Genomic DNA, 24,088 nt, shown 5'->3' with positions numbered 1-24,088 from the left:
TGAATTCCCACGTCAGATCCACTTCTAGGGTCGAAGGGCATGCCAAACAGACGTGAGAAAGGGCCGACCCCATGAAGAAGACGTTGACCGCGATCCTGGCCGCAGCGGCGACCGTGACGTTGGCCGCACAGGCCGCGAGCGCGCAGGCGAGCGCGCCCGGCGACCGTAAGGCCGTGGTGCAGCGCAACCTGGACGAGCTGACCGCGCTCAGCCAGGCGGGCGCGGTCGTGCGCGTGGTCCAGGACGGGCGGACGTGGAGCGCGCGTTCGGGGACCGCGGTGTGGGGCAGGAAGACGCCGGTGCCGCTGAACGGGCACTTCCGGATCGGCAGCGTGACCAAGATGATCGTGGCCACGGCAGCGCTGCGGCTCGCCGGCGAGGGCAAGGTCCAGCTTGACGGCACGGTGGACACCTACCTGCCCGGCGTGCTCAAGGACGGCGGCAAGATCACCGTGCGGATGCTGCTGCGCCACACCAGCGGCCTGAACTCCGACGCCAGCAACACCAAGTACCTGACCGACGGCGCGCTGAAGCACCGCTACACCCACGTCGAGGTCGAGGAACTGGTCAAGCTCTCCGACGACTCGCCCCGGGACTTCCCGCCCGGCACCCGGCACTCCTACTCCAACGCCAACTACTACCTGCTCGGCATGATCATCCAGAAGGCGAGCGGCAAGCCCTGGGCCGAGGAGGCGACCAGGGGCCTCGGCCTGCGAGCCACCTTCTACCCCGGCGACAAGACGAAGCTGCCCCGCCCGCACGCCCGCGGCTACGAGTGGGTCGACGGCAAGCCCCTGGACATCACCCGGCTCAACACCACCACCGCCCACGCGGCGGGCGGGATGGTGTCCACGACCGCCGACCTGGACAGGTTCATCGAGCGCCTGCTGTCCGGCAAGGTGCTCAAGCCGGCACAGCTGCGCGAGATGCTCGACGTCACGGCCCCGCCGCCCGGTGACCAAGGCGACGGTGAACCCGGCCTGGGAATCTTCCGCTCCACCACTCCGTGCGGCAAACGCGTCTACGGGCACAGTGGCGGCATCTCCGGCTACGCCACCTATGTCGCCTCCACGCTGGACGGGCGCCACCGGGCCGTGCTCAGCCTGACGACGGCCAGCCCGAAGCTCGCCGATCCGGCACAGCTCACCAAAGTGATCAACTCGCTGTTCTGCGGCTGACCCGCCTTCGCGAAAGACAGGAACATCCTTGATTTCCGCCCTCATGGCGATCACCACGGCTCTGTCCGTGCTGTCGCCGTCCTCCTCCGCGCAGAGCGCGCCTGCCTGGTGTCCCACCGTCGCCGGCCACCGCGTGGAATGCGGCACCGAGTCGCGCCCCCTGGTGGCGGGCAAGCCGGCGCTGGGGACCATCGACGTCGCCTACGCCCTGATCCGCCGCAAGGACGAGTCGAAACCCGCCAGGAACACCATCGTCGTCAACCCGGGCGGCCCCGGCGGCGGTGCCATCGAGTCCACGAAGGGTTACACCAAGCTGACCAGATCGCTGGCCGCCGACCACGACCTGCTGCTGATCGACCCGCGCGGCACGGGCCAGTCCGGCAAGCTGACCTGCGGCCTGACCGGCCTCGCCCTGCTCACCCGGCCCGAGCTGCGCCGCGCCGCCGCCCGCTGCGCCGCCACCCTGGGCCCCCGCGCCGAGGGCTACACCTCGGCCGCGACCGCCGACGACATCGACGCGGTACGGCGCCGCCTCGGCCTCGACCAGATCGTCCTGTACGGCGTCTCCTACGGCACCTACCTGATGTCGATCTACGCCGAACGTCACCCGGAAACCGTGCGCTCCGTCTTGTTCTCCGGCGCCTACCCGGTCGGCTTCGACCCCCTGGGCGGGCCCAGCGCCAGGGCGGTCTCCCTCACCCTGCGGCGCATCTGCGAGCGCGCCGCCGCGTGTGACGGCGACGCCGTCGTCGCCGACCTGCGGACCGTCAACGCCCGGCTGCGTGCCGAGCCCCGCCCGATGACCGTCACCGTGGACGGCAAACCGCGCGCCCTCACGCTCACCGAGTCCATGCTGGCCCTCGTGCTCACGTTCCCGGCCAGCGACGCCGTGGGCAGCACACCGGGCAAGGCGTCGCTGCTCGGCCGCATGCCGGCCCGTCTCCACCACGCGGCCCGGGGCGACTTCCGCCCGCTGGTCAAGGAGATCGGCGGCGTGTTCAAGGAACTCGCCGCCGACCAGGACGACCAGGCGCTGAGCACCAGTGTGGTCTGCAACGACTACGCCAGGCCGTGGTCGGTGCACGCACCCCTGCGCGAGCGGTGGCGGCAGTTCCACCGCTCCGTGGAAAGCGCCCGCCCCGCCGAGTTCGGCACGTTCAGTCCGCGCGCCTTCGCCACCAGTCCGCTCGACGGCGGTGACCTGTGCATCGCCTGGCCTGCGAAGGGTACGGCCCGGCCGTACACGCTGACCGGGAAACTCCCCGACGTGCCCACGCTCGTGATCTCCGGCGACCTCGACAGCAACACCTCCGATGAGAACGGCCGGCGCAACGCGGCGCAGTTCCCGCGCGCCCGATTCCTGCCGGTGCCCAACACCGGGCACATACCTGAGCTCGACGCCACCGGCTGCGCGAAGGCGATCGTGACCGGCTTCATCCGCCACGAACGCCTCGGCGACACCTCCTGCCTGCGGCGCATCCCACCGATCAAGGTCAAGCCCGTCCGGTAACCTTCCGCCGGATTCGGCCGTGATGCGGGTGGTGCTCTTGTCGTGAACGCCGGCACGGTGGCCGGCCTGATCTCAGCGAAGGCGGCGGATCTCGTCGGCCAGGCCGTCCTGACCGGCCACCACGGTGAGGGCACGCCCGGTTCCTTGGTCTGAACTCCGGTCGGCGAGTACAACGGAGAACGCCTGGACGAGTGCGGTCTCACCGGCCCGTTCCGGCGCCTTCCCAAGCCGTCCCGAAGGGAATGGGCCGATGGGCCGCGGAAGGATCAGGCGTGTAGGTCCCCGGGTGGGCGAGGCCCCGCCGCGGCCATCGCGTGACAGGCCTTCGCCGTGTCGGGCCCGGTCGTCGGCGGAGACTTTGACGTTCTCTGCGGTCCGTGACTCCGGAGAGTTATCCTGCCTGGATGGCGGGGTGGTCCTCGAGGTATGACCTGCCCCAGGTGTCGAGCAGGCCGACGATGGTCTCCAGGCTCCGGCCCGTGTCCGTGAGTGAGTATTCGACCCGGGGTGGCACCTCGCGGTAGACCATGCGGGAGATGATCCCGTCCTCCTCCAGTTCCCGGAGTTGCCGGGTGAGCATGCGCGGGGTGATGCCGGGCATCTCCCGCTGGAGTTCGCCGAAGCGATGCGTGCGCTGGAGCAACTTGTAGACGATCGCCAGCTTCCAACGGCCGCCGAGGATCTCCATGGCCACCTCGACCATGCAGTTGGCAGGCTTGTCGTGCAACCTCTTCCGCACCTGTGACCTCTATTCCTATACAAATCGGCACTATGACACATCAAAGACAGTACTTGTAGAATACGCAGTATTATCCGCAGGCTGGTGCCCATGCACCAAGACGTTCACCTACCTTCGACGCCACGCAAGTGGGCGGTCCTCGCCGTCATGTGCGCGAGCCTGTTCCTGGTCGGCATCGACGTGACCGTGCTGCATGTCGCCCTGCCCAGCCTGTCCAGAGACCTGAAGCCCGGCGCGAGCGCGATGTTGTGGATCGTCGACAGCTACTCGCTCACCCTCGCGGCACTGCTGGTGACCTCCGGCACCCTGGGAGACCGGCTCGGCCGCAGGCGCATGGTACTGGCCGGGTTCGCCGTGTTCGGCGTGATTTCGGCCGCGGCAGCGATGTCCGCCACGACCGCCCAGCTCATCGGGGCAAGGGTCCTGCTCGGCGTGGGAGCGGCGATGATCATGGCGTCTACCGTGGCGATCATCAGGTCGGTCTTCCCCGACGCCCATGAGCGGACGATCGCGCTAGGAGCGTGGACGGCGGCGCACAGCGCGGGCGCGATGCTCGGCCCCGTCCTCGGCGGACTGCTCCTCGAACACTTCTGGTGGGGCTCGGTCTTCCTGGTCAACCTGCCCATCGTGGCCCTCGTGCTGATCATCGGTGCCCGGCTCATCCCCGAGTCCAAGGATCCCGCGCCGCGCCGCTGGAGACCGGCGGACGCGGCGCTGTCGGTCGCCGCTCTCGCTCTCATGGTCTACGGGCTGAAGCACCTGGCCGAGGATCCGTCGCTGGTGCCGGCGGTCGCCGGGTCGGCCGGAGTGGCGCTGGCGGTGCTGTTCGTGCTGCGCCAGCGGCGTGCCGCGGAACCGCTGCTGGATCTGTCTCTGTTCGCCGACCGCCGGGTCGGCGTCGCGACGGTGAGTGTGCTGGTCTGCTTCGGCGCCAACACGGCGCTGCTGTTCCTTCTCACCCAACGGTTCCAGCTCGTGGACGGGCTCGGTCCCTTTCAGGCCGGCTTGTCGCTCGTGCCGCTGGCCGCCGCCAACGCGGTGGGCGCGGCCGCGGCACCGTGGCCGGCGGCACGCTGGGGACGCCGCTCCAGCGTGGCGGCTGCGCTGGCCGCCCTCGGCGCGGCGCTGGCCGTTCTCCCCCTGGCCTTGGGCGGGCCTGCCGTACCCCTTGTGCTGGTCGTCGCGGGAGCGGCGGCCGGCGTGGTGATGACGCTCGGCGCGGACCTGGTGATGTCGGCGGCCAGCGAAGAGCGTGCGGGACAGGCGGCCGCCATCCAGGAGACCTCGTTCGAGCTGGGTGCGGGGCTGGGGATCGCGATCCTGGGCACGGTCGTGTCGGTCGTCTACCGTGCCGCGCTGCCAGGCCCGCCTTCCGAGGCGAGCCGATCGCTCGGCTCAGCCGTCGACAGCGCGGCGATACTCCCTCCCGCCCAGGCGGCCGACCTCCTCCACCTGGCACACGGCGCGTTCCACACCGGCCTGAGCGCTGCTCTGACCGCCGCCGCGGTCGTCCTGTGGCTGACCGCCGCGACGGCGATGGTGCTGCTGCGCGACGCACCTGTCCACGATCGCTCATGAGCCGGACCACCTGCGCCGTCGGCGCACCCGCCCCGGCCAGGCGGGGATGCGCTCCTCGATGAAAGGTCAGGAACGGGTGCTCAGGTAATGCAGGGAGAGCCGGGCGATGTCGTCGGTGCCATGCCCGGCGTCGACGACGGCCTGGGCCACAGGGCGCACGGCCCCGAGCGGACCGGGATCCATGCCGCGGTCCTGCGCGGCATGGATGATGTGATCCATCGTGGTGACGTTCGAGGCGATGCTGGACACGTCGGCGGAGAACTCGCCGTGGCCGATCTTGCCCGCCGTGTTGGTCACGGATTCGGGCAGCAGGCCGATGATTCCCTGGGCGAAGGGCGCGAAGTCCGCGGCCTTGATGCCTTCGGCCTCGGCCATGGCGAAGGCGTGGGCGAGGCCGGACATCGAGGTCCAGAAGATGTTGAGCAGCGCCAGGTCGTAGCCTGCGGCGCGGCCGGGGTCGGCGCCGAGGTGGGTGTGCGTGCCGCCGAGCGCGGACAGCGTCCCTGCGTGAGCCTGGTACGGCTGCTCGCCGCCGCTGTACAGCACGACGGCAGAAGGGGTCCCGATGGTGAAGGTGGGCGACATGATCGCTCCGTCGACGTAGTCGATGCCGTGCTCGGCGGCCCAGACGGCGGCGGCGCGGGAGCGGGCGGGCGTGTCGGCCGTGAGGTTGATCAGCGTGCGGCCCTTCAGCGAGTCGGAGATCGGCAGCAGGATCGCGTCGGAGGCGTCGTAGTCGAGCACGCAGACGATCACCAGCGGGCTGGCGGCAGCCGCCTCGGCGGGCGAGGCGGCCAGGACGGCACCGCCGGCGACGAGCGCGTCCGCCTTGCCCGCGGTCCGGTTCCAGACCGTCGTGGGATGGCCGGCGTTCACGAAGGCGGCCGCGAGGGCCGCGCCCATCGGGCCAAGGCCGATGACGGTAACGGGGGTCTTGTGCGCGGTCATGTCGGTGCCTTTCGTCGTTCGGTGCCTTCACCGTGCCCGGCAGGGCTGTCGGCCGGCTGTCGCCGCGCTGTCGGCCGGTAAGCTGCGGGAATGCGTTTCGGGGTGCTCGGCCCGCTCGAGGTGCGGACGAAGGACGACCGGCTCCTTCAGATACCCGAGGCGAAGGTCCGCGCGCTCCTGGCGGATCTGCTCGTCCATCGTGGCCGTCCCGTCTCGGCCGACCGGCTCATCGACGACCTGTGGAGCGAGAGGCTTCCCGCCGATCCCGCCGGTGCGCTGCAGCTGAAGGTGTCGCGCCTGCGACGGGCTCTCGGTGACGCCGAGTCCGTCGTCCTCGGACCCTCCGGATACCTGCTGCGGGCCGATACCGGCGCGGTGGACGCCGACCGGTTCGAGACGCGGGTGGCGCGTGCCCGCGGACTCGCGGGCGCCGGCGAACGGGCCAGGGAACTGGGCGACGCCCTGGGGCTCTGGCGGGGGGCCGCGTTCGCCGGATTCGACGACGAGGAGTTCGCCCTTCCGGAGATCCGGCGGCTGGGCGAGCTGCGGCTGGTCGCGCTGGAGGAACTGGCGCGGGCGCGGCTTGAGCTGGGCGAGCACGAGCTTGTCGCGGGTGAGCTGGCCGAGGTGGTCGCGGCCCATCCGCTGCGTGAACGGCTGCGCGCGATCCACATCCGCGCGCTGTACGGCGCCGGCAGGCAGAGCGAAGCGCTGGCCGGTTACGGCGACGCGCGTGACCGGCTCCGCGCCGAACTGGGCATCGACCCCGGCCCGGAACTCAAAGCCGTGCACACGGCCGTGCTCCGGCAGGATCCCTCGTTGCAGGCGACACGGAGCGATCCCGCCGCACGCGGGAACCTCCCGGCCCGGCTCACCGAACTGATCGGCCGGGAAGGAGCGGTCACCCAGATCGGCGCGCTGATGAGCACCGGGCGCATGGTCACGCTCACCGGACCAGGCGGAGTGGGCAAGACCCGCCTGGCGATCGAGGCTGCAGGCTCGCGAACCGAGCGCTTCCCGGACGGGACCTGGCTGGTCGAACTGGCCGGGTTGCCGCCGGGGTCCGGCCAGGAGGCCGTCGCCGACGAGGTGGGGAGAGTCCTCGGGATACGGCAGGACGGAGCGCGAGGGAGCTTCGCCGGAGCGGAGCCGGGCGCCGACTGGCTGGCGGCCGCGCTGAGCGGCCGGCGGATGTTGCTCGTACTGGACAACTGCGAGCACGTGGTGGACGCCGCAGCCGGCGTCGCCGCGGGAGTCTTGCGGGCGGCGCCTGACGTGCACGTGCTGGCGACGAGCCAGGAGCGGCTCGCGACCGCCGGTGAACTGCTGTGGACCGTGCCGCCGCTCGACGGCGACGCGGCGGTGCGGTTGTTCGCCGAACGCGCGGCGGCGGCCGAGCCGCGGTTCGCGGTGACGGCGGCGAACCGGGCATGGGTGGAGTCGATCTGCCGCCGGCTGGACGGGATACCTCTCGCGCTGGAACTGGCCGCCACCCGGGTCCGTTCGGTGGACGTGGCGGAGCTCGCCGGACGCCTCGACGACCGGTTCCGTCTCCTTTCCACGGGCAGGCGGGACGCCCCCGCGCGGCAGCGGACGCTCCGTTCGATGATCGAGTGGAGCTGGGAGCCGCTGAACGACGCCGAACGGCAGGTGCTGCGGCGGCTGGCCGTACACACCGACGGTTGCACGCTTCACGCGGCCGAGGAGCTGTGCGCCGCGGACGGCGTGCACTCCGCCGACGTCCTGGATCTGCTGGGACGTCTGGTGGACAGGTCACTGGTCGTGCACCAGAGCGGGCGCTACCGGCTGCTCGAGTCGGTCGCGGCCTACTGCGTGGAGCGGATGAGCCGGATCGGCGAGCTGGAGCCGATGCGTGACAGGCACCTCGCCCACTACCTCGATCTCGCGGAACGCGCCGACCTTCGAGGCCACGACCAGGGGACCTGGCTGGAAAGACTTGACGTCGAGTCGGGCAATCTGCGTGCGGCCCTCCAGCACGCGGGCGGCTCGGCGAGCGGGCTCCGGCTGGTGAACGCCCTGGCCTGGTACTGGTTCCTTCGCGGGCGACTCGGCGAGGCGAGGCGTTCACTGACACTCGCGCTCTCCCACCGGCAGGAAGAGGACCAGGCCGCGATCGAGGCGACCGCGTGGCTGACCGGCTTCGAGATGTTGCTCGGCGACGACGCCGACCCGGTGGAGCGTTCCCGCGAGGTGCTGGAACGGTTTGATCGTCACGGTGTGCGCGCCGTACGGCCGAAGTGGTTCATGGCCTTCGCGCAGTTCGGCCACGGGGACCAGGACGTCCGCGAGCGACGACTGCGGGAGGGACTGGCGGAATCGCGCGCGGAAGGCGACCGCTGGGGCATGGCGGCGGCGTTGGTCACCCTGGCCTCGCCCGCGCTGCTCCGCAGCGACATCGCGGCCGCGCGGAGCGCCGGGACGCGTAGCCTGGCGCTGTTCGAGGAGGTCGGGGATCGGTGGGGGCAGTTGCGAAGCACCGCCGTCCTGGGCGACCTGGCCGAGATCGCCGGCGACTACACGGAGGCCGCGCGGCTACGGCGGGGCGGGCTGCGAGACGCCGAGGAACTGGGGCTGTGGCCGGAGGTCTCCTTCCGGCTGGCGACCCTGGGCCGGCTGGCACTGCTGGCCGGGGATCTCGACGAGGCGAACGAGTTGCACGAACGGGCGCGGAGAATCGCGGCTGAGCGGTCCAGCCGGCACGAGGAGCAGTTCGCCGAGATGGGCTTGGCCCTCGCGGCGCGGCGGCAGGGCCGGCTCGACGACGCAGAACGGTATCTGCGCCGCTGGCTCGAGTGGAACCGCAGCAGGGAGGGCGAGCCGGGCACAGCGCTGATCCTGGCCGAGCTCGGGTTCGTGGCGGAACTGCGCGGCGCGCCCGAGGCCGCACTCGCCCTGCACCGCGAAGGAGAGGACTCCGCCCGAGCCACGGGCGATCCCAGGTCGATCGCACTCGCCCTGGAAGGCCTCGCCGGCGCCCATGCCCTGGCCGGATCCCACGAACAAGCCGCCGCCCTGCTCGGGACGGCCGCCTCGCTCCGCGAGTCGGTCGACACCCCCTTGCCCCCGGCCGAGCGGGGCGACGTCGACCGCATCACCACCACGGCGCGTGCGGCGCTGGGAGATCAGGCATTCGAAGCGGCCCTGAACACCGGCAGGGATCAGAGCGCCGCGCTGATCCAGAGCGTCGCCCGCCGTACCAGCCGTGGCCTTGCCAGAAGGGGTGGACGTGACCGTTCATGAACGCGGGTCACTCCCCACGTGCGCGGTGATCCGCCACATCGCACCAGGGTCGAAGGCTCCGAAGAGGACTGAATCGTCCCGGGTTCGGTGGAGACTTTGGTAGGCCCCGTGTTGTCGTAGAGGTTCTACCCACAGCTATCCGGACCGTGCTCGACCGTCGCGATGCTCACGCTCCTCGGCGCTGACCGTCTCTACCAAGCGGCCGGCTACGACGGCTTGATCTGACGGTTGACGGCCCGATCTGGTTGCTGCCACTCTCCCCGCATGGGCTTGGGGGGACGCGTTCGCTACCAGACCTCCTTTACGGACTCGGCCCGCTGGGATGGGTTCGTGTTCCGTCCCGGCGACATCGTGATCAGCACCCCGGCGAAGTGCGGCACGACCTGGCTGCAGATGGTCTGCGCCCTGGAGATCTTCAAGAGCGCGACATTCGACCGGCCGCTCGACCAGATCTCGCCGTGGCTGGACGTCCTGCTGCGCCCGCTCACCGGAGTGCTGGCCGACCTCGAGGCACAGGCGCACCGGCGGATCATCAAGACCCATACGCCCCTCGACGGATTGCCCTTCGACGACCGGGTCACCTACCTCTGCGCAAGCCGGGACCCCCGGGATGTGGCCGTGTCTTTGGACAACCATGCCGGCAACACCGACCGGGCCGTGTCCCTCGCGTTGCGGGAGGAGGCCGTGGGCGCCGTGGTCCTTGAAGAGCTGCTGGCCGCCGCTCCGTCCCTGCCAGGCGGGACCGCGCGCGAGCGCTTCTGGTCCTGGGTCAATCCGGTCGCGCCCGGGAAGGCCGTGTCCGACCTGGAGATCATGCTTCACCATCTAGACACGTTCTGGCAGGTCCGCGACCAGCCGAACATCGTGCTGCTGCGCTACGAGGACCTCCTTGATGACCTCGAAGGGCAGATGCGCTACATCGCGGCCCGGCTCGGGATCGCCATCACCGAGACAGCCTGGCCGGACCTGGTCCAGGCCGCCACGTTCGCGGTCATGAAGGGCCGGGCCGTCGAGCTCGCGCCCGAAGCCAGCCACGACGGCTTTTATCACGACCGCAGCCAGTTCTTCCATAGCGGATCAACAGGCCAGTGGCGGCAGGTCCTCAGCGAGGAGGAGCTTCCCCGGTACGCCGCCCGCGTGGCCGAATGCGCGCCCGCGGACCTTGCCGCCTGGATTCATCGGCCCGCGCTGCCGGCGGCAGGCAACCTCTAGGGCGCGGTGCGTGAGTGAAGCCGCGCTGGAGCTGACCGCGGAACTGCCGGCGGTCCGGCGTCAGCGCCACCAGGAGGTGGCCACCTGGCACACCATCCACGACGCCGCCGAACGCCGGTCACCGAGCTCTACACCAAGACCGCCGAGCAACTCGGCAGCGACGAAGCCCCGGTCCGGCCGGCTGGCCTGTACGCGCTGGAGCGACTGGCCCAGGACACCCCGGCCCTGCGGCAGACCATCGTGGACGTCATCTGTGCCTACCTCCGCATGCCGTACACGATCCCGGCCGCGGAAGCGCCCGAGCGGGAACCCGGGGTACCGCGAGCGGCGATCGGCGGCGTCGCCAGGCCCGCGCCCCGCCTACCGCGCGCACCCTGAACATGCCTTCACCGGAATCGGGCCGGCACCTACGAACTGCGGCGCCAACGCGAACAGGTCGGCCAGGCGCGGCCTTACCCAGCCGCGCCCACGTCCGACGCGGAGGGAGCCGGGCCGGCCGGGATCGAGCGGGCGGCGTCGATGCTCGGCGATAAGACTCGACAAAATAAAAATACGAAGATATGGTCACGTGCGTGCCGAGAGTTGCTGATCATGTGGAGCGTCGTCGTCAGGTGGTGGAGGCCACGCCGCAGCGCGGGCCGATCTCGCGGCGGCCATCACACAGGCGCAGGCCGACGGAGAAATCCCGGAGGGCAGCGATCCGGGCGAGGAGGCGGCGTTGCCGTGGGCCTTGGTCGACGGGCTCGCGGTGCGCGCATGCGTTGATTTCGGCGGACTCCCGCCGGCCTCGGCCGGGCGTCTGGTCGACCGGCACCTGGACCGCCTGTTCATCTGAGGCGTTTGCCCATGAGCTTTTTCTGGACCATCGTCCAGAAAAAGGAGGCATCTATGGAAGGCGTGGGCAGTGGAACACGCTCCATCACACCCACATCGGAGAGGAAACCATGATCGAGATCAAGGCCGGTGCCCCGTCGCTTCCTGCGGTGTGCGCATGACGAGCACTCGCGCGGCGGAGCTGCGCCTGGCCGCACGCCCCGACGCCGAGCTGCGCGAGGACCACTTCGAACTCGCCCGCACCGAGATCGGCCCGCCGGGCGACGGCCAGTTCTTGGTCCGTAACGACTGGATGATGCTGTCGGTCGTCATGCGTGACCTGATGGAGGCAGAGCCTCACCCCGATCTGCCGATGTCCGCCTTCGAGGTAGGCCGCCCGCCGTGGGCGCCCACCGTCGGCACCGTCGTCGCCTCTCGCAGTTCACGCTTTTCCGTGGGCGATCTGGTCCAGCATGTGTACGGCTTTCGCGACCACGTCCTGAGCGGGGAGGGCGACGAGGCGTTCACCAGGCTGGAGCCCGGCCTGCTGCCCAGCCCCGAATATCACCTCACCCAGGGCACCACCGCCTGGCGCGGCATGGTGACGCTGGCCGCGGTGGGTCCCGGTGACACCGTTTTCGTGTCGGGAGCGACCACGAGTGTGGGCTCGGTGGCCGGGCAGATCGCCCGCTGCCGCGGCGCCAAACGGGTGATCGGCAGCACCGGCAGCAAAGAGAAGATCGACTACCTGGTCAGGGAACTGGGCTTCGACGCGGCCTTCGACTACCACGAGGCCCCCATCGCCGCCCAACTGGCGGAACTGGCGCCGGACGGCATCGACGTCTTGTTCGACAACGTCGCCGGCGAGCAGTTCGAGGCCGCGCTGTCGCTGGCCGCGCCGAACGCCCGCTTTGTACTGTGCGGCTCGCTGTCGGGCCGCAATCCCACCCTCGACCTGGACCCCGCCGTCCTGCGCGACGTCACCATCCGCGGGTTCACCACGCCCTACGAAGACGATCCCGCCTGGCTGGAGCACTACAGCACGTGGGTGCGCGAGGGCCGCTTCGTCTTCCCGCACACCGTCGTCGAGGGCGGCTTGGCCGCGGTGCCCGGCGCGCTCGTCGCCCAGATGAACGGCAGGCACCGGGGAACAACGCTGGTCCGACTGTGAAGCCGAGCGGCGACGACAACCCCGTGGTCTCTCAGGGACCACGGGGTTGGAACATGATGACAGCCGTTGGCGGCAGCGGCGCCGAGCTACGCGAGCCCTCGGTGACCGGGCGGGCGATGACGCCGTCGGGATCGCTGGCCAGCGCATGCCGGGCGGTGGCGAGGAACCCTACGTGTCACGAGAGTGCTGACACGGGGATGCACGACCTGCTGCGCCTGTATGCCGGCGAACAGGCCCACCGAACTCTTGAGCCGGACGAGTTGCGGCAGGCGGTTGGCCACCTGCTGGAGCACTACCTGAATGGGGCGTGTGACGCCGACACCGCGCTGAACGCCTTGACCGGGCAGGCCACCAGGCCCGAGTTCGCCGACCGGGGCAGCGGCCCTGGCCTGGTTCGACGCCGAGCGTCCAAGCCTCGTGGCCGCCGTCGGAGCCGGCCGGCAGACCGGCCGCTACCAGCTGGCCGCTGACCTGGCCACCTACCTCGGCGACTACCTCGTGATCTCCTCAAGCCGGTTCCAACTGTAGGGGAGGACCCGCGTCGCCGGGTCTGGTGGGGTGGTCAGCGGAACAGGCCGGCGTTCTCGATGGCCCGGTCGTCGTAGGTGCGCGGCAGGCGTGCGACGATGTCGCGGACGGCGGGCTGCAGGTGGTGGGTCCATTGGGTCGGTTCGGCCAGTTCTGCGCCGTATTCCTCGAGGGCGTAGAGGGTCTTCCAGGCTTCGAAGCGTATGGAACTCGGCCGGTTCCGACAGCCGTCCAGCCCCGCACCGGTACTCGCCATCACGGGCGAACCTGAATGCCCCGACCACCGTGGTGCCTTCGCCGGGCACGCTGCTGAGCGAGAGTGTCCCGCCGATCTCCGCGAAGGCCGCCCGCATCCTGGCGATCCCGCGCCCCGCTTGCCGTTCCACGGACAGGACGTTGTGGGTGCCGAGAACTCGGCCACCCACCTTGACCTGGGAACGCTCAAGTGATGATCATTCTCGCTTGGGCGCTGACCTCAGTCGGCGACTGTGACCGGCTCGGCCGGTGCGCCGGTCACGGGGACGTGTCTCAGCTGGACGATGATGAAGATCGCCGCAACGACGAGGATGGCGACGCTGGCCCCGGCGAAGACCGTCACGCCGTCGGCGAAGGCGGCCCGAGCCGCCGAGAGCAGCTCCCGGCCGGGCCCACGCGGCAGATCGCCCGCCACGGCCACAGCGGTGGCGACGTTCTCCAACGCCGCCTCCGGTACCCCGACCGGCCCATCGGCCGCGAGCCGGGCGGCGTAAACGGCGGCGCCGAGACTTCCCATGACGGCCACGCCCAACGAGCCTCCGGCCTCGTTGGCCACCTGCGCCATCGAGGAGGACGAGCCCGCCTTCTCCGGTGGAGCGGCACTGACCACCAGGTTGGTGCCCAGCGACAGCAGCGGCCCCTCGAACAGCCCCATCAGCGCGAACCCGGTGATGAGGATCCACGGGCCGGAGCCGGCCTCCAGCCGGGTGAACCACGCGAACACCAGCGCCACGCCGAGCACCCCGAACCCGATCAGGTAGGCAGGCCTGATCCGCCGGGCGAGCAAAGGAGCGACGGTCGTGCTGACGGTGGCCGCCGCCATGCCCGGCAGCAGGCAGAACGCCACGGTCAACGGCGTCATGCCCGACACCGATTGCAGGAACTGGGTGATGAACAGCATGCTCGACGCTCCGATGAGGCCATAGAGCAGCAGGCCGACCAGCATGATGCCAAACGAGCGGTTGCGGAAAAGGCTCACGTCCAGGATCGGCTTGTCCAGACGGCGCTGCCGCCGAACGAACCCCACCCCGAGGGCGATCCCCGCCAGGCCCGCGACCACGGGTACGGGCTGCCAGCCGTACCGTGCGATCTCCTTGAGCGCGTAGATGAACGCCAGCATCGCCACGAGCGACATCAGCACGCTGAGCAGGTCCAGCGGGCTGGCGTCGGGATCCTTGGACTCCGGGACCAGGATCGGGCAGAGCACCACCAAAAGTGCCATCACCGGCACCCCAACGAGGAAGACCGACCCCCACCAGAAATGGGCGAGCATGAGGCCTCCCACGACAGGGCCGAGAATCGCGCCGAGGGTGAACCCGCCCGCCCAGATCCCGACCGCGACACCCATCTGCTGCGGGTCTCGGAACATCGAGCTGATCAGCGCGAGCGTCGAGGGCGCCAGGGTGGCGCCCGCGATGCCCAGTGCGGCACGCGCGATGATGAGCATCTCCGGGCCCGTGGCGAAGGCCGATACGACCGAGGCCACCGCGAAGCAGACCGCTCCGATGACCAGCAGCTTCCGCCGTCCGATCCGGTCACCCAGCGAGCCCATGGTGACGAGGAATCCGCCGACCATGAATCCGTAGACATCCAGGATCCACAACTGCTGGACCGCCGACGGGCGCATGTCGGCCGACAGACCTGGCAAGGCCAGCAACAGCACGAACATATCGAAGGTGATCATCAAGGTGGCGAGGGACAGGACGGCCAGCCCGCCCCATTCCCGCAGTCCGGCTCTGGTGGACACGGTCGTGACTCCTCTCGGATGGATGAGGGTTCACTCAGGCCGACGAGCGAGAATTCGGAAATCGACAGGTGTCGATTTCGGCTGGGCCGTACGTCGACATAGATGAGGACATGGTTGAGAGAGAGGATCAGCGGATGCCCCAGTACGCGATCTTGATTTACGAGCGGGAGATCCCGGTGGCCGACATCCCGGCCGAAGTCATGGAGGCCAACGGCGCCGCCGGGGCGAAAATCGAGGCCCTTGGCGCGCGCGTGGTGGATGAAACGCCGCTGCAGCCCGCCAGCATGGCGACCACCATCAGGAAGGGCGGCATCGTGACCGATGGGCCCTTCCTGGAGACCAAGGAGGCCTTCGCCGGCATCTTCGTGGTCGAGGCGAGAGATCTCGACCAGGCGATCGAGATCGGCCGGCTCCTGCCGATCATGGACGGCGGAGTCGAGATCCGGCCGCTGGTCGAGAGTTGACCATGCCGGATCCGCGCGCTGTACACAGCGCGCTCGCAGATGCGCACCGGCGCGAGTGGGCTCACGTGCTCGCCGCGACGGTGCGCATCACGCGCGAACTCGACCTGGCGGAGGAGTGCGTGCAGGAGGCGTATGTCGCGGCCCTGGACGCCTGGTCGCGTGAGGAGATCCCGGCGAACACGGGGGCGTGGCTGGTGACGACAGCGCGCAGGAAGGCGCTGGACGCGCTGCGGCGCGACCGGGTGATGAAGTCAAAGCTGCCCCTTCTCGTGGCGGACGTGGATGTGGAGGCCACACCGGTGGCCGAGGCCCCTTCATCGATCCACGACGACCGGCTGCGGCTCATCTTCATGTGCTGTCATCCTGCGCTGAATGCCTCGGCGCAGGTCGCGCTCACCCTGCGGCTGGTGTGTGGGGTCCGCACTCCTGACATCGCCAAGGCTTTCCTGGTCTCCGAACCCACCATGGCGGCGCGTCTTACCCGGGCGAAGAAGAAGATCGCCCTGGCGCACATCCCGTTCCGTGTGCCCCGCGACGCCGAGGTGCCCTCCCGGGTCGACGCCGTACTCACGGTGATCCACCTGTTGTTCACCGCCGGGCACACCGCGCCGCACGGGACCGATCTGACGCGAGCCGATCTCCAGGTACGAGCCATCGACCTGGCTCGGCTGCTGTATGCCTTGATGCCCGGCGAGCGCGAGATCGGAGGGTTGCTGGCGCTCATGCTGGTCAACCACGCCCGCCAGGCCGGCCGCACAGACGCCGATGGGCGGCTGGTGCTGCTGCAGGACCAGGACCGGTCGACCTGGGATCGTACGGCCATCGCCGAAGGTCACACGCTCATCGACGCGGCGCTGCGCAGCGGGCCGCCCGGCAGGTTCGTCCTGCAGGCGGCCATCGCGCTGCTCCACGCCACCGCACCCACCTACGACTCCACCGACTGGGTCCAGATCCTGCAGCTGTACGACACTCTGCGCAGGGTGTGGCCATCACCCGTGGTCGAGCTCAACCGGGCCGTCGCCCTAGCCATGGTGCATGGGCCGGAGGCCGCGTTGCGAGTGGTCGAACGGCTTGAGGAGGAGATGGACGGGTACCAGTACGTGCCCGCGGTGAAGGGGGAGTTGCTGCGGCGGCTCGACCGGTTCGAGGAGGCGGCCGCCGCCTATCGCCGGGCCCTGGACCTCACCGACAATGAGGCGGAACGTGCCTACCTCAACGACCAACTATCCCTGTAGTCAGTTCGCGGGTGCCGGCTAGTTGTCCTGACCACGGAGGTTAGGTGCAGGGGTTGATCGTTTTGGCATGGGGAAGGGCTTCCGGGTTTGGTGTGGATTGCGAGATCTGCACCTGAACCAGAAAGCCCTTCATGCTCTGGGCCTACCACGCCCACGGACCGGCCGGCATGAGCGGCCGCGCGCGGTGGCCGACCGGGAGCGGGCCAGACTCTCGCGCTGGGGCGAGGAGGACGTCCTCTCCGGCGTGGTCGGCATCCGCCGCCGGGTCGAGGCGCACGACGGGTCGTTCACGCTGGACAGCCCGGCCGGCGGCCCGACCGTCCTCAACGTCACCCTGCCCTGCGGAACCTGACCCCGCGAAACCACCACCAGCATCGCTCTGCTTCTCCTGGCAGGCAGGGGCGGCTTTCGCGGGCCCCTTCAGATGAGCCGGTGGTAGCGGCCCATCCAGAACGGCAGCAGGTAGGACGTGCCGTCGTGCTCGCCGTAGCCGTCGCCGCCTTGGTCGAGCTTGTACGGGTCGTGGTTCCAGTGGCTGATCACCCGTTCGTCGATCGGCAGGACGGTGCCGGCGCGGAGCAGGCCAAGCTTCTTCGGGTCGGAGTCGGGGCGGATGTGCTGGTTCAGGTTGACGATGTCGAGCCGGTGGCTGTTGGTCTGCTTCCAGTCGATCATGTTGAGCGGGAAGCGCTTGAGCGTGTCGACCGACTGCTCCAGCCACGGGCCGGTCGGATCGAGCTTGACCTCGCCGTAGGCGTCGGTCCAGGTGGCGTCCTTCAGGTAGATCCCGGCGATGAAGTTGAAGAACGGGCTCAGCTCGTACTGCTCAAGCTGCCAGTAGTCGTACAGCGAGCGCCCCCAGGTGCGCTTGAGCCCGGCATCCTTCTCGTACTTGAGCAGGTGGTAGTAGTTCATGAACGCCATCTCGTCGTCGGACTGGTTGCCGCCGCCGACGCCTGGGCTGACCTTCGGCGCGAGGGTGTTCATGGCGTAGCCGTACTCTTCGATGAGCTTCTTCCTGGCCGCCCCGTACTTCGCGTCGCCCGAGACGTGCTCGGCGATCGACAGGAAGGTGAGGATCGTCTGGCTGTTGAGCCCGCGCTCTTCGCGGCGCCACGGGTTGCCGTTGAGCTCCCTGGGGTTGAAGAAGCCCCAGCGGGTGGGCTTGCCATCGTGGTCGACGAGGTAGAGGTCATTGGCGATCATGTGGTCGGTGAGCCTGGTGACGACGGAGGCCACTTCGCGCTTCTCCGCCTCGTCCTTGGCGGCCAGGTCGTAGTAGAGGGCGTTGAAGAAGTAGTGGCCGACGAGCTCGTCGGAGCTGGCGTCGGTCTTCCAGTACCACGCGCCGTCGGCGCTCTTCGGCCAGCGCGGGACCAGGATCTTCCAGTAGGCGTCGCCCTTCCGCTTGTCGATGTCGTGCTGCTCGTTGTCGGTGAGGTTGGGGTCGGTTGCGGTGGTCTCCAGGATCGTGCGGGCGATGAAGCCGGGCGGGGCGGGGTTCGGGCCGCCCTGGGTGACGTCGCCGAGGAACTTCAGCGCCTCGAACACCTTGCGGGCGTTGGCCCTCGCCTCCGGATCCTTGGAGGCGGCGTACTTGAAGGTCTCGGCGGCGCCGTACATGGAGGTCCACAGCCCGTCGTTGTCGCTCGCGCCCTGCGCCCACTTGCTGAGGTCGCCGGGCTTGGCCAGGCCGATGCCCTCGACGAAGCCGTACGGCGTGCGCTTGTGCCTGGCCTGGATGGCCTGCTCGTAGACCTCCGCCTTCTGCTCCAGCGTGGTACGGCGGGCCTCGATCAGACCGACGGCGCCCGCGGTGCCGAAGTAGGCGTTGCCCTGCCCGTCGACGGCGATCGCGGCGACGGCGTCGTCGGGCAGCCAGCGGCGGCCCTGGCGGTACTCCCAGGTCCGGCCGTCGAAGCGGATGGCGCCGCGGGCCGTACCGAGCCAGACGTCTCCGCCCGCGCCCGGCGCCAGCGCGGTGAAGCCGAGCAGCGGCAGTCCGCGAGCCGCGTCGTACAGCTTCCCTTTGCCATCGCGGACGCCGACGCCTTGCGCGCCCGCGAACCAGAGCCGGTCCTTGCTGTCGTAGGTCAGGTGGGTGATCGCGACCGCGGCCCAGCCTCCGCCCTCGCCGACCAGGGGGACCGGCCGCCACGAGCGGCCCTGATGCTCGAAGACGCCGTCGGCGGTGGCGATCGCGAGCGTGCCCGCCTTCGAGCGGGCCAGCGCGGCGGCGGCGCCCGGCAGGCGATCCTGCCGCCAGGATCGGCCGTGGCCCTGCCGGTAGAGGCGGTCACCGTGGACGAGCACCAGTTCGGAGCCGCCGGCGAGCAGTGCGGTGGCGGGCGACACGGCATGCGGGAGCCGCTCGGACGTGGTGCGCCAGCTGCCGTCGGCGCTCCGCCTGGCGGTCAGCAGGCCGCTCGCGGTGAGGGCGGTCAGTTCGTCGCCTCGCCAGGCGACCCGGTAAGCGGCTCCCGAGGCCACCTGGGTCCAGCGGCCCGAGGCCCAGACGCTGACGCCCTTGTCGTGGGCGGCGGCGACGAGCTCCTTGGGACCGGCCGCGAGGGCGGCGACCTTGCCCGGCAGGGCGGGGAGCGTGGAGCCGACCTGGAGCGTGAAGGGTTCGACCGTGGTGGCCGCCGAGGCGGGGACGCCCGCGGTCGATAGGGGGCCAATGGCGACGGCGAGCGTAGCGGCGAATAGGAGGTTCTGCAGACGTGCCATGGGGTTCCTCCGTGGAAGGGGGCTGCGAAATACAGTAAAGAGTCTTTATTGCATTTAGGCAAGAGCCTTTACTAGAATTCGGTCCATGCCCCAGCACGCGACGCTCACGACTCTGCGTGAGATCAACGCCTCGGTCGTCCTCGACGCCATCCGCGCCGATCCCCCCATCTCCAGGGCCGAGGTGAGCCGCCGCACCGGCATGACCAAGCCCACGGTGGCCAACGCCCTCGCCCTGCTTCTGGCCGCTGACCTGGTACGGCAAGCCGCGCCACCGGGCGAGACGCATTACGGCGCCGTCTACTTCGAACCCGCGCGGGAGCTGGCCCACGTCCTCGCCCTCGACATCGGCACCAGGTTCGTCAGGGGAGCGCTCTGCGACCTCGGCGGCACGATGCTCGCCAGGCACGACGAGCGGATCGACGACTCCACCCCCGACACCGTGCTCGCGGCGGCCACGGCCGTACGCGACAACCTCGCCGGAGGCGGCCTCCCCATCGAAGTGGCCGTCGCCGGCGCGGCCGGCGTGGTCGACCCCGAGGAGGGGGTGATCAGGCAGAGCAACAGGCCCTCGCTCGAAGGCATGGCGATCAGAGCAGAGCTCAGCGCCGCGCTCGACGTGCCCGCCGAGGTGGAGAACGACGTCAACCTCGCCGCCGTCGGCGAGCACGCCGCGGGCGCGGGCCAGGGCGTCACGGACTTCGCGTTCCTGTCCATCGGCACCGGCGTGGGCGCCGGGCTGGTCCTGAACGGCCAGCCGCACCGCGGCCACAGGGGGGCCGCGGGCGAGGTCGACGACCCCGCGCCCGGCGAGGAGGAGGTGCCCGACAGCCCGTCGGCCGACGTCCTCATGAACTGGGCTCGCCAGTGGATCGCCGCCACCCCGGCGACATCCCTGCGCGCCGACGCGACCCCCGAGGCCATCTTCGCGGCCGCCGCCGAAGGAGACGAGCTCGCGGGCGCGATCCTCGACGAGGAGGCCCGCCGCATCGCCAGCCGGATCGCGACGATCTCCAGGGTGGTCGACGTCGAGCTCGTCGTGCTCGGGGGCGGCATCGGCCTGGCCTGCGAGGGGATCCTGCCGCAGGTGGGCGCCGAACTGGCGGGACTGCTCCGGCACCCGCCGCGGATCGCCGTCTCGGCCCTCGGCGACGCGCCCGTGCTGACCGGCGCGCTCGCCTACGGCGCCCGGCTGGCCCGCGCGTCCGTCGCCACCCGCCGGATCACCTCCGCGGCGCGCAGCCAATGAAGATCACCGTGATCGGGGGCGGCTCCACCTACACCCCGGAACTGGTCGAGGGGCTGGCCGCGCTGCCCATCGGCGAACTTGTGCTCATGGACCCCGATGCCGGACGGCTCGAAGTCGTCGGCAGCATGGCCCGGCGGATGTTCGCCGGGGCCGGCCATCCCGGATGGGTGCGCTGGACCACCGACCTCGACGACGCCGTCGACGGCGCGACGGCCGTACTCCTGCAGTTGCGTGTCGGCGGCCAGCGCGCCCGCCACCGCGACGAGACCTGGCCGCTGGAATGCGGCCTCGTCGGCCAGGAGACGACGGGGCCCGGCGGGCTGGCCAAGGCGCTGCGCACCGTGCCCGCCGTGCTGCGGATCGCCGAGCGGGCCCGCGCGCTCGCGCCAGGCGCGTGGATCGTCGACTTCACCAACCCCGTCGGCATCGTCACCCGGGCTCTCCTCGACGCGGGCCACCGCGCCGTCGGACTGTGCAACGTGGCGATCGGCTTCCAGCGCCTCTTCGCCGGCCTGTACGGCTGCGCGCCCGGCGAACTGGCCGTCGACCACGTCGGACTCAACCACCTGACCTGGGAGCGGGCCGCGTGGGTCGGCGGCGTCGACGTGCTCCCCGCCTTGCTGGCCGAGCACGGCCCCGCCCTCGCGGCGGAGACGGAGCTGCCGCTGGAGCTCATGCGCGGCCTCGGCGTCGTCCCTTCCTACTATCTGCGCTTCTTCTACGCGCACGACCAGGTGCTGGCCGAGCAGATCGACCGCCCGACCAGAGCGGAGGAGGTGATGGCGCTGGAGGAGAAGCTGCTGGCGATGTACCCCGGGCTCGACGCCAAACCCGCGCTGCTGGAGGAGCGCGGCGGCGCCCACTACTCGACGGCCGCGGTCGGACTGCTGGAGTCGCTGCTCGGGGATCGGGGCGACACTCAGGTGGTCAACGTGCGCAACGACGGCACCCTGCCGTTCCTGGCCGACTCAGCGGTGATCGAGGTCCCGTCGCGGATCACCGCCGCCGGTCCTGTGCCACTACCGGTCCGGCCGGTCGAGCCGCTGTTCGCCGGGCTGGTCGGGCACGTCAGCGCGTACGAGGAACTCGCCCTCGACGCGGCGCTCCGCGGCGGCAGGGCGCGGGTGGAGGCGGCGCTCTTGGCCCATCCGCTGGTCGGGCGGTACGACCTGGCGCGCGGCCTCGCAGACCGGCTCGTCGCCGCCAACCACGCCTACCTGCCGTGGGCGGCATGAACCGGCCCGGCACGGTGCTCGCCGTGGATGCGGGCAACAGCAAGACGGACGTGGCCCTCGTGTCGGCCGCGGGCGAGGTGTTGTCGTGGGTACGCGGCGGCGGCTTCCAGCCCCACGGCCCCAAGCTGCCCGAGGCGATCGGCACGGTCTCCGCCCTGGTACAGCGGGCCATGGCCGAGGCGGGCGCCCGCCTGCCCGCCGACCACGTCTCCGCATTCCTGGCCCACTGCGACCTCCCCGTCGAGCAGGAGCTCCTGCACGCGGCCATCGCGGCCGAGGGCTGGGCGCCGAGCCTGACCGTCGACAACGACACCTTCGCCCTCCTGCGCGCGGGCAGCGGCCGGCCGTACGGCGTGGCCGTGGTGTGCGGCGGCGGCATGAACTGCGTCGCCGTCTCCCCTTCCGGTCAGGTGGCCCGCTACCCCGCGCTCGGCCGCAGGTCAGGCGACTGGGGCGGCGGCCAGTTCCTCGGCGAGGAGGCACTGTGGTGGGCGGTCCGCGACGAGGACGGCCGAGGTCCGCGCACCGCGCTGCGCGAGGCCGTCACCGCGTACTTCGGGCTGCCCGACGCCACCGCCGTGTGTATTGCCTTCCACCTGGGCGAACTCCCCGAGGAGCGGCTGCACGAGCTGGTGCCGCTGCTCTTCCAGGTGGCCGGGGACGGCGACGCGGTCGCCGGGACGCTCCTGGAGCAGCTCGGCGCCGAGGTCGCCGTGATGGCGGCCGCCGCGCTGGCCCGACTCGACTGGGACGGCGTCACCGTGCCCGTCGTGCTGGGCGGCGGCGTGCTCACCACGGGCGACCAGCGGCTGCTGGCCCACATCGACAAGGGTCTGCGCGACGTGGGGGCCGATCTCGACCTCCGGGTGCTCGCCGACCCGCCCATCCTCGGTTCGGCGCTGCTCGGCCTGGATCGGCTGGCGGCCGCGGGATCCGACGTCGAGCGGCGGCTTCGAGCCGCGTTCGCCGACCCGGCAAACATGCTCACCCCCTGAATGGAGCCACCATGATGCGAAAATCCGCTGGAATCCTCGCGCTCGCGCTGCTTGCCACCGCCTGCGGGAACGGGAGCGGCACGGCCGACAACGTGCTGCGGATCGCCATGACCTCGCCCGGTGAGGCGCAGGTCAAGGTGTGGAGGGACGTGACGGCACAGTACGAGAAAGCCCATCCGGGCGCGAAGGTGGAGCTGAACTTCCAGGAGGACGAGCTCTACCAGACGATCGGGCTGCCCAGCCTGCTCAACGGCCGCAAGGCGCCGGACATCTACTTCGAGTGGGCGGGCGAGCGGCTGAAGACGCGCGTGCGGGACGGCTTCGCCGCCGACCTGGGCGCCCCGGTGACGGGCGGGCCGCTCAAGGATCTGATCCCCGACTCCGCCTACAACCACACGAAGGTCGACGGGAAGATCGTCATGGTCCCTTTCGCGTCCGACGTCACCAACGTGCTCTGGTACAACCCCAAGCTCCTCGCCACCCCGCCCAGGACGTTCGAGGAACTGCTCGCGGCCTGTGACACGCTCAACGCCAAGAACGTCACGCCGATCGCCTCGGGCAACAAGGACCTGTGGGCGGCCGGCAACTGGCTCTCCCACCTCGTCTCGCGCGTGGTCGGCGAGCAGGCGTACAGCGACGTGCTGTCCGGCAAGGCCGCCTTCGCCGGACCCGCATGGGAGCGCGCGCTCGGCTACGTCGGGCAGCTCCACGACCACAAGTGCGTGAACGACAGCGTCAACGCCACCAACGACAACGACGGCGGGCAGCTCTTCTTCCAAGGGAAGGCGGCCATGCACCCGATCGGCTCCTGGCTGGTGAGCTGGGCCATCGAGGAAGCACCCGGCCTCGACTTCGACTACGTCAACCTGCCGGCGATGCCCGGCGCGGGAGACCAGTCCAGCGTCATCGGCGTGGCCACCGGCTACGTCGTCAACGCCAAGAGCGCGAAGGTCAAGGAGTCGACGGAGTTCCTCGCACTGCTCAACTCGCCCGCCAACGTGGCCGCCTTCATCAAGGCGGGCACCGTACCGCAGGCGAAGGCGGCCACCACGCAGGCCGTCGACGCGCGGACGACCAGGCTCAACGACCTGCTGGCCAACGCGAAGACTGTCGTTTCGCCGCCCGACACCGGCTACGACCTCAAGCGGGCCGACGCGCTCTACCGCGCGCTGGCGGCGGTGCTCGGCGGGCAGAAGTCGCCCAAGGACGCACTGGCCGAGGCCGCGGCCAAGGCGAGCTGAGC

At 70.4% G+C, this 24,088-nt stretch carries 18 protein-coding genes and 1 pseudogene; 14 read left to right on the top strand and 5 right to left on the bottom strand.

The window, feature by feature from the left end; all coding sequences use genetic code 11:
• The first annotated feature begins 71 nt into the window (after positions 1-71).
• Both ACIBHY_RS39955 and ACIBHY_RS39950 read left to right on the top strand, forming a co-directional pair.
• Positions 72-1,178 (top strand): serine hydrolase domain-containing protein, encoded by a 1,107-nt coding sequence (locus tag ACIBHY_RS39955; RefSeq protein WP_397309434.1) that lies wholly within the window; start codon positions 72-74, stop codon positions 1,176-1,178.
• Between the two features lie 28 nt (positions 1,179-1,206).
• Positions 1,207-2,688, top strand: coding sequence for an alpha/beta fold hydrolase (locus ACIBHY_RS39950; protein ID WP_397309433.1), 1,482 nt, complete (start codon positions 1,207-1,209; stop codon positions 2,686-2,688).
• Between the two features lie 391 nt (positions 2,689-3,079).
• Here the strand turns inward: ACIBHY_RS39950 and ACIBHY_RS39945 are convergent, their stop codons facing one another.
• Positions 3,080-3,427: a winged helix-turn-helix transcriptional regulator gene (locus ACIBHY_RS39945; RefSeq protein WP_397309432.1), complete on the bottom strand. Its 348-nt coding sequence runs from the start codon at positions 3,425-3,427 to the stop codon at positions 3,080-3,082.
• Between the two features lie 90 nt (positions 3,428-3,517).
• Between ACIBHY_RS39945 and ACIBHY_RS39940 the strand changes: the two genes are divergently transcribed.
• Positions 3,518-5,005 (top strand): MFS transporter, encoded by a 1,488-nt coding sequence (locus tag ACIBHY_RS39940; protein ID WP_397309431.1) that lies wholly within the window; start codon positions 3,518-3,520, stop codon positions 5,003-5,005.
• Positions 5,006-5,071: 66 nt separating this feature from the next.
• Here ACIBHY_RS39940 and ACIBHY_RS39935 read toward each other — a convergent pair whose 3' ends face one another.
• The gene (locus ACIBHY_RS39935; RefSeq protein WP_397309430.1) at positions 5,072-5,953 is read right to left on the bottom strand and encodes an NAD(P)-dependent oxidoreductase; all 882 of its coding nucleotides are present in this window, start codon (positions 5,951-5,953) and stop codon (positions 5,072-5,074) included.
• A gap of 90 nt (positions 5,954-6,043) precedes the next feature.
• Here ACIBHY_RS39935 and ACIBHY_RS39930 point away from each other — a divergent pair, with 90 nt between their 5' ends.
• The 4 genes and pseudogenes from ACIBHY_RS39930 to ACIBHY_RS39915 all read left to right on the top strand — a co-directional run bounded on the left by ACIBHY_RS39930 (position 6,044) and on the right by ACIBHY_RS39915 (position 12,410).
• Positions 6,044-9,214 (top strand): BTAD domain-containing putative transcriptional regulator, encoded by a 3,171-nt coding sequence (locus ACIBHY_RS39930; RefSeq protein ID WP_397309429.1) that lies wholly within the window; start codon positions 6,044-6,046, stop codon positions 9,212-9,214.
• A 264-nt stretch (positions 9,215-9,478) separates the two neighbouring features.
• Positions 9,479-10,426: a sulfotransferase domain-containing protein gene (locus ACIBHY_RS39925; RefSeq protein ID WP_397309428.1), complete on the top strand. Its 948-nt coding sequence runs from the start codon at positions 9,479-9,481 to the stop codon at positions 10,424-10,426.
• 634 nt (positions 10,427-11,060) lie between these two features.
• A pseudogene (locus tag ACIBHY_RS39920) lies at positions 11,061-11,261 on the top strand (TetR family transcriptional regulator C-terminal domain-containing protein); the annotation flags it as partial.
• Between the two features lie 156 nt (positions 11,262-11,417).
• A complete protein-coding gene (locus ACIBHY_RS39915; RefSeq protein WP_397253954.1) occupies positions 11,418-12,410 on the top strand; it encodes a zinc-binding dehydrogenase in 993 nt (330 codons plus the stop codon).
• Positions 12,411-12,972: 562 nt separating this feature from the next.
• Here ACIBHY_RS39915 and ACIBHY_RS39910 read toward each other — a convergent pair.
• Complete coding sequence (locus ACIBHY_RS39910; RefSeq protein WP_397253952.1) at positions 12,973-13,197, bottom strand: hypothetical protein; 225 nt, start codon at positions 13,195-13,197, stop codon at positions 12,973-12,975.
• A gap of 216 nt (positions 13,198-13,413) precedes the next feature.
• Complete coding sequence (locus tag ACIBHY_RS39905; protein ID WP_397309427.1) at positions 13,414-14,940, bottom strand: MFS transporter; 1,527 nt, start codon at positions 14,938-14,940, stop codon at positions 13,414-13,416.
• A 134-nt stretch (positions 14,941-15,074) separates the two neighbouring features.
• Here ACIBHY_RS39905 and ACIBHY_RS39900 point away from each other — a divergent pair, with 134 nt between their 5' ends.
• The 3 genes from ACIBHY_RS39900 to ACIBHY_RS39890 all read left to right on the top strand — a co-directional run bounded on the left by ACIBHY_RS39900 (position 15,075) and on the right by ACIBHY_RS39890 (position 16,991).
• A complete protein-coding gene (locus tag ACIBHY_RS39900) occupies positions 15,075-15,404 on the top strand; it encodes a YciI family protein (protein ID WP_397253949.1) in 330 nt (109 codons plus the stop codon).
• Between the two features lie 65 nt (positions 15,405-15,469).
• On the top strand, positions 15,470-16,639 hold the full coding sequence (locus tag ACIBHY_RS39895; RefSeq protein WP_397309426.1) for an RNA polymerase sigma factor: 1,170 nt from the start codon (positions 15,470-15,472) through the stop codon (positions 16,637-16,639).
• Between the two features lie 184 nt (positions 16,640-16,823).
• Entirely contained in the window at positions 16,824-16,991 is a 168-nt protein-coding gene (locus tag ACIBHY_RS39890) for a hypothetical protein (protein WP_397309425.1), read from the top strand.
• Between the two features lie 68 nt (positions 16,992-17,059).
• Here the strand turns inward: ACIBHY_RS39890 and ACIBHY_RS39885 are convergent, their stop codons facing one another.
• Positions 17,060-19,369 (bottom strand): hypothetical protein, encoded by a 2,310-nt coding sequence (locus ACIBHY_RS39885; protein ID WP_397309424.1) that lies wholly within the window; start codon positions 19,367-19,369, stop codon positions 17,060-17,062.
• An 85-nt stretch (positions 19,370-19,454) separates the two neighbouring features.
• On the opposite strand from ACIBHY_RS39885, the gene ACIBHY_RS39880 reads away from it, so the two are divergent.
• The 4 genes from ACIBHY_RS39880 to ACIBHY_RS39865 are packed head-to-tail and all read left to right on the top strand — an operon-like array spanning position 19,455 to position 24,086.
• A complete protein-coding gene (locus ACIBHY_RS39880; protein ID WP_397253942.1) occupies positions 19,455-20,615 on the top strand; it encodes an ROK family protein in 1,161 nt (386 codons plus the stop codon).
• A complete protein-coding gene (locus tag ACIBHY_RS39875; RefSeq protein ID WP_397309423.1) occupies positions 20,612-21,850 on the top strand; it encodes a 6-phospho-beta-glucosidase in 1,239 nt (412 codons plus the stop codon). The genes ACIBHY_RS39880 and ACIBHY_RS39875 overlap by 4 nt, the downstream gene beginning before the upstream one ends.
• Entirely contained in the window at positions 21,847-22,845 is a 999-nt protein-coding gene (locus tag ACIBHY_RS39870; RefSeq protein WP_397253939.1) for an N-acetylglucosamine kinase, read from the top strand. Before ACIBHY_RS39875 ends, ACIBHY_RS39870 begins: the two co-directional genes overlap by 4 nt.
• Positions 22,846-22,856: 11 nt before the next feature.
• A complete protein-coding gene (locus ACIBHY_RS39865) occupies positions 22,857-24,086 on the top strand; it encodes an ABC transporter substrate-binding protein (RefSeq protein WP_397253937.1) in 1,230 nt (409 codons plus the stop codon).
• Positions 24,087-24,088: the final 2 nt, after the last annotated feature.

Source organism: Nonomuraea sp. NPDC050547 (assembly GCF_044457345.1).
GTDB lineage: Bacteria > Actinomycetota > Actinomycetes > Streptosporangiales > Streptosporangiaceae > Nonomuraea.
The sequence above is the reverse complement of the archived record's forward strand: the minus strand, read 5'-3'. Positions and strand labels throughout refer to the sequence as shown.

Bases quoted from the DNA above. Each gene is read 5' to 3' on its own strand.
- ACIBHY_RS39880 (WP_397253942.1), top strand. From the start codon at position 19,455: ATGCCCCAGCACGCGACGCTCACGACTCTGCGTGAGATCAACGCCTCG.
- ACIBHY_RS39935 (WP_397309430.1), bottom strand. From the start codon at position 5,953: ATGACCGCGCACAAGACCCCCGTTACCGTCATCGGCCTTGGCCCGATG.
- ACIBHY_RS39900 (WP_397253949.1), top strand. From the start codon at position 15,075: ATGCCCCAGTACGCGATCTTGATTTACGAGCGGGAGATCCCGGTGGCC.
- ACIBHY_RS39930 (WP_397309429.1), top strand. From the start codon at position 6,044: ATGCGTTTCGGGGTGCTCGGCCCGCTCGAGGTGCGGACGAAGGACGAC.
- ACIBHY_RS39925 (WP_397309428.1), top strand. From the start codon at position 9,479: ATGGGCTTGGGGGGACGCGTTCGCTACCAGACCTCCTTTACGGACTCG.
- ACIBHY_RS39915 (WP_397253954.1), top strand. From the start codon at position 11,418: ATGACGAGCACTCGCGCGGCGGAGCTGCGCCTGGCCGCACGCCCCGAC.
- ACIBHY_RS39885 (WP_397309424.1), bottom strand. From the start codon at position 19,369: ATGGCACGTCTGCAGAACCTCCTATTCGCCGCTACGCTCGCCGTCGCC.
- ACIBHY_RS39940 (WP_397309431.1), top strand. From the start codon at position 3,518: ATGCACCAAGACGTTCACCTACCTTCGACGCCACGCAAGTGGGCGGTC.
- ACIBHY_RS39870 (WP_397253939.1), top strand. From the start codon at position 21,847: ATGAACCGGCCCGGCACGGTGCTCGCCGTGGATGCGGGCAACAGCAAG.
- ACIBHY_RS39865 (WP_397253937.1), top strand. From the start codon at position 22,857: ATGATGCGAAAATCCGCTGGAATCCTCGCGCTCGCGCTGCTTGCCACC.
- ACIBHY_RS39875 (WP_397309423.1), top strand. From the start codon at position 20,612: ATGAAGATCACCGTGATCGGGGGCGGCTCCACCTACACCCCGGAACTG.
- ACIBHY_RS39955 (WP_397309434.1), top strand. From the start codon at position 72: ATGAAGAAGACGTTGACCGCGATCCTGGCCGCAGCGGCGACCGTGACG.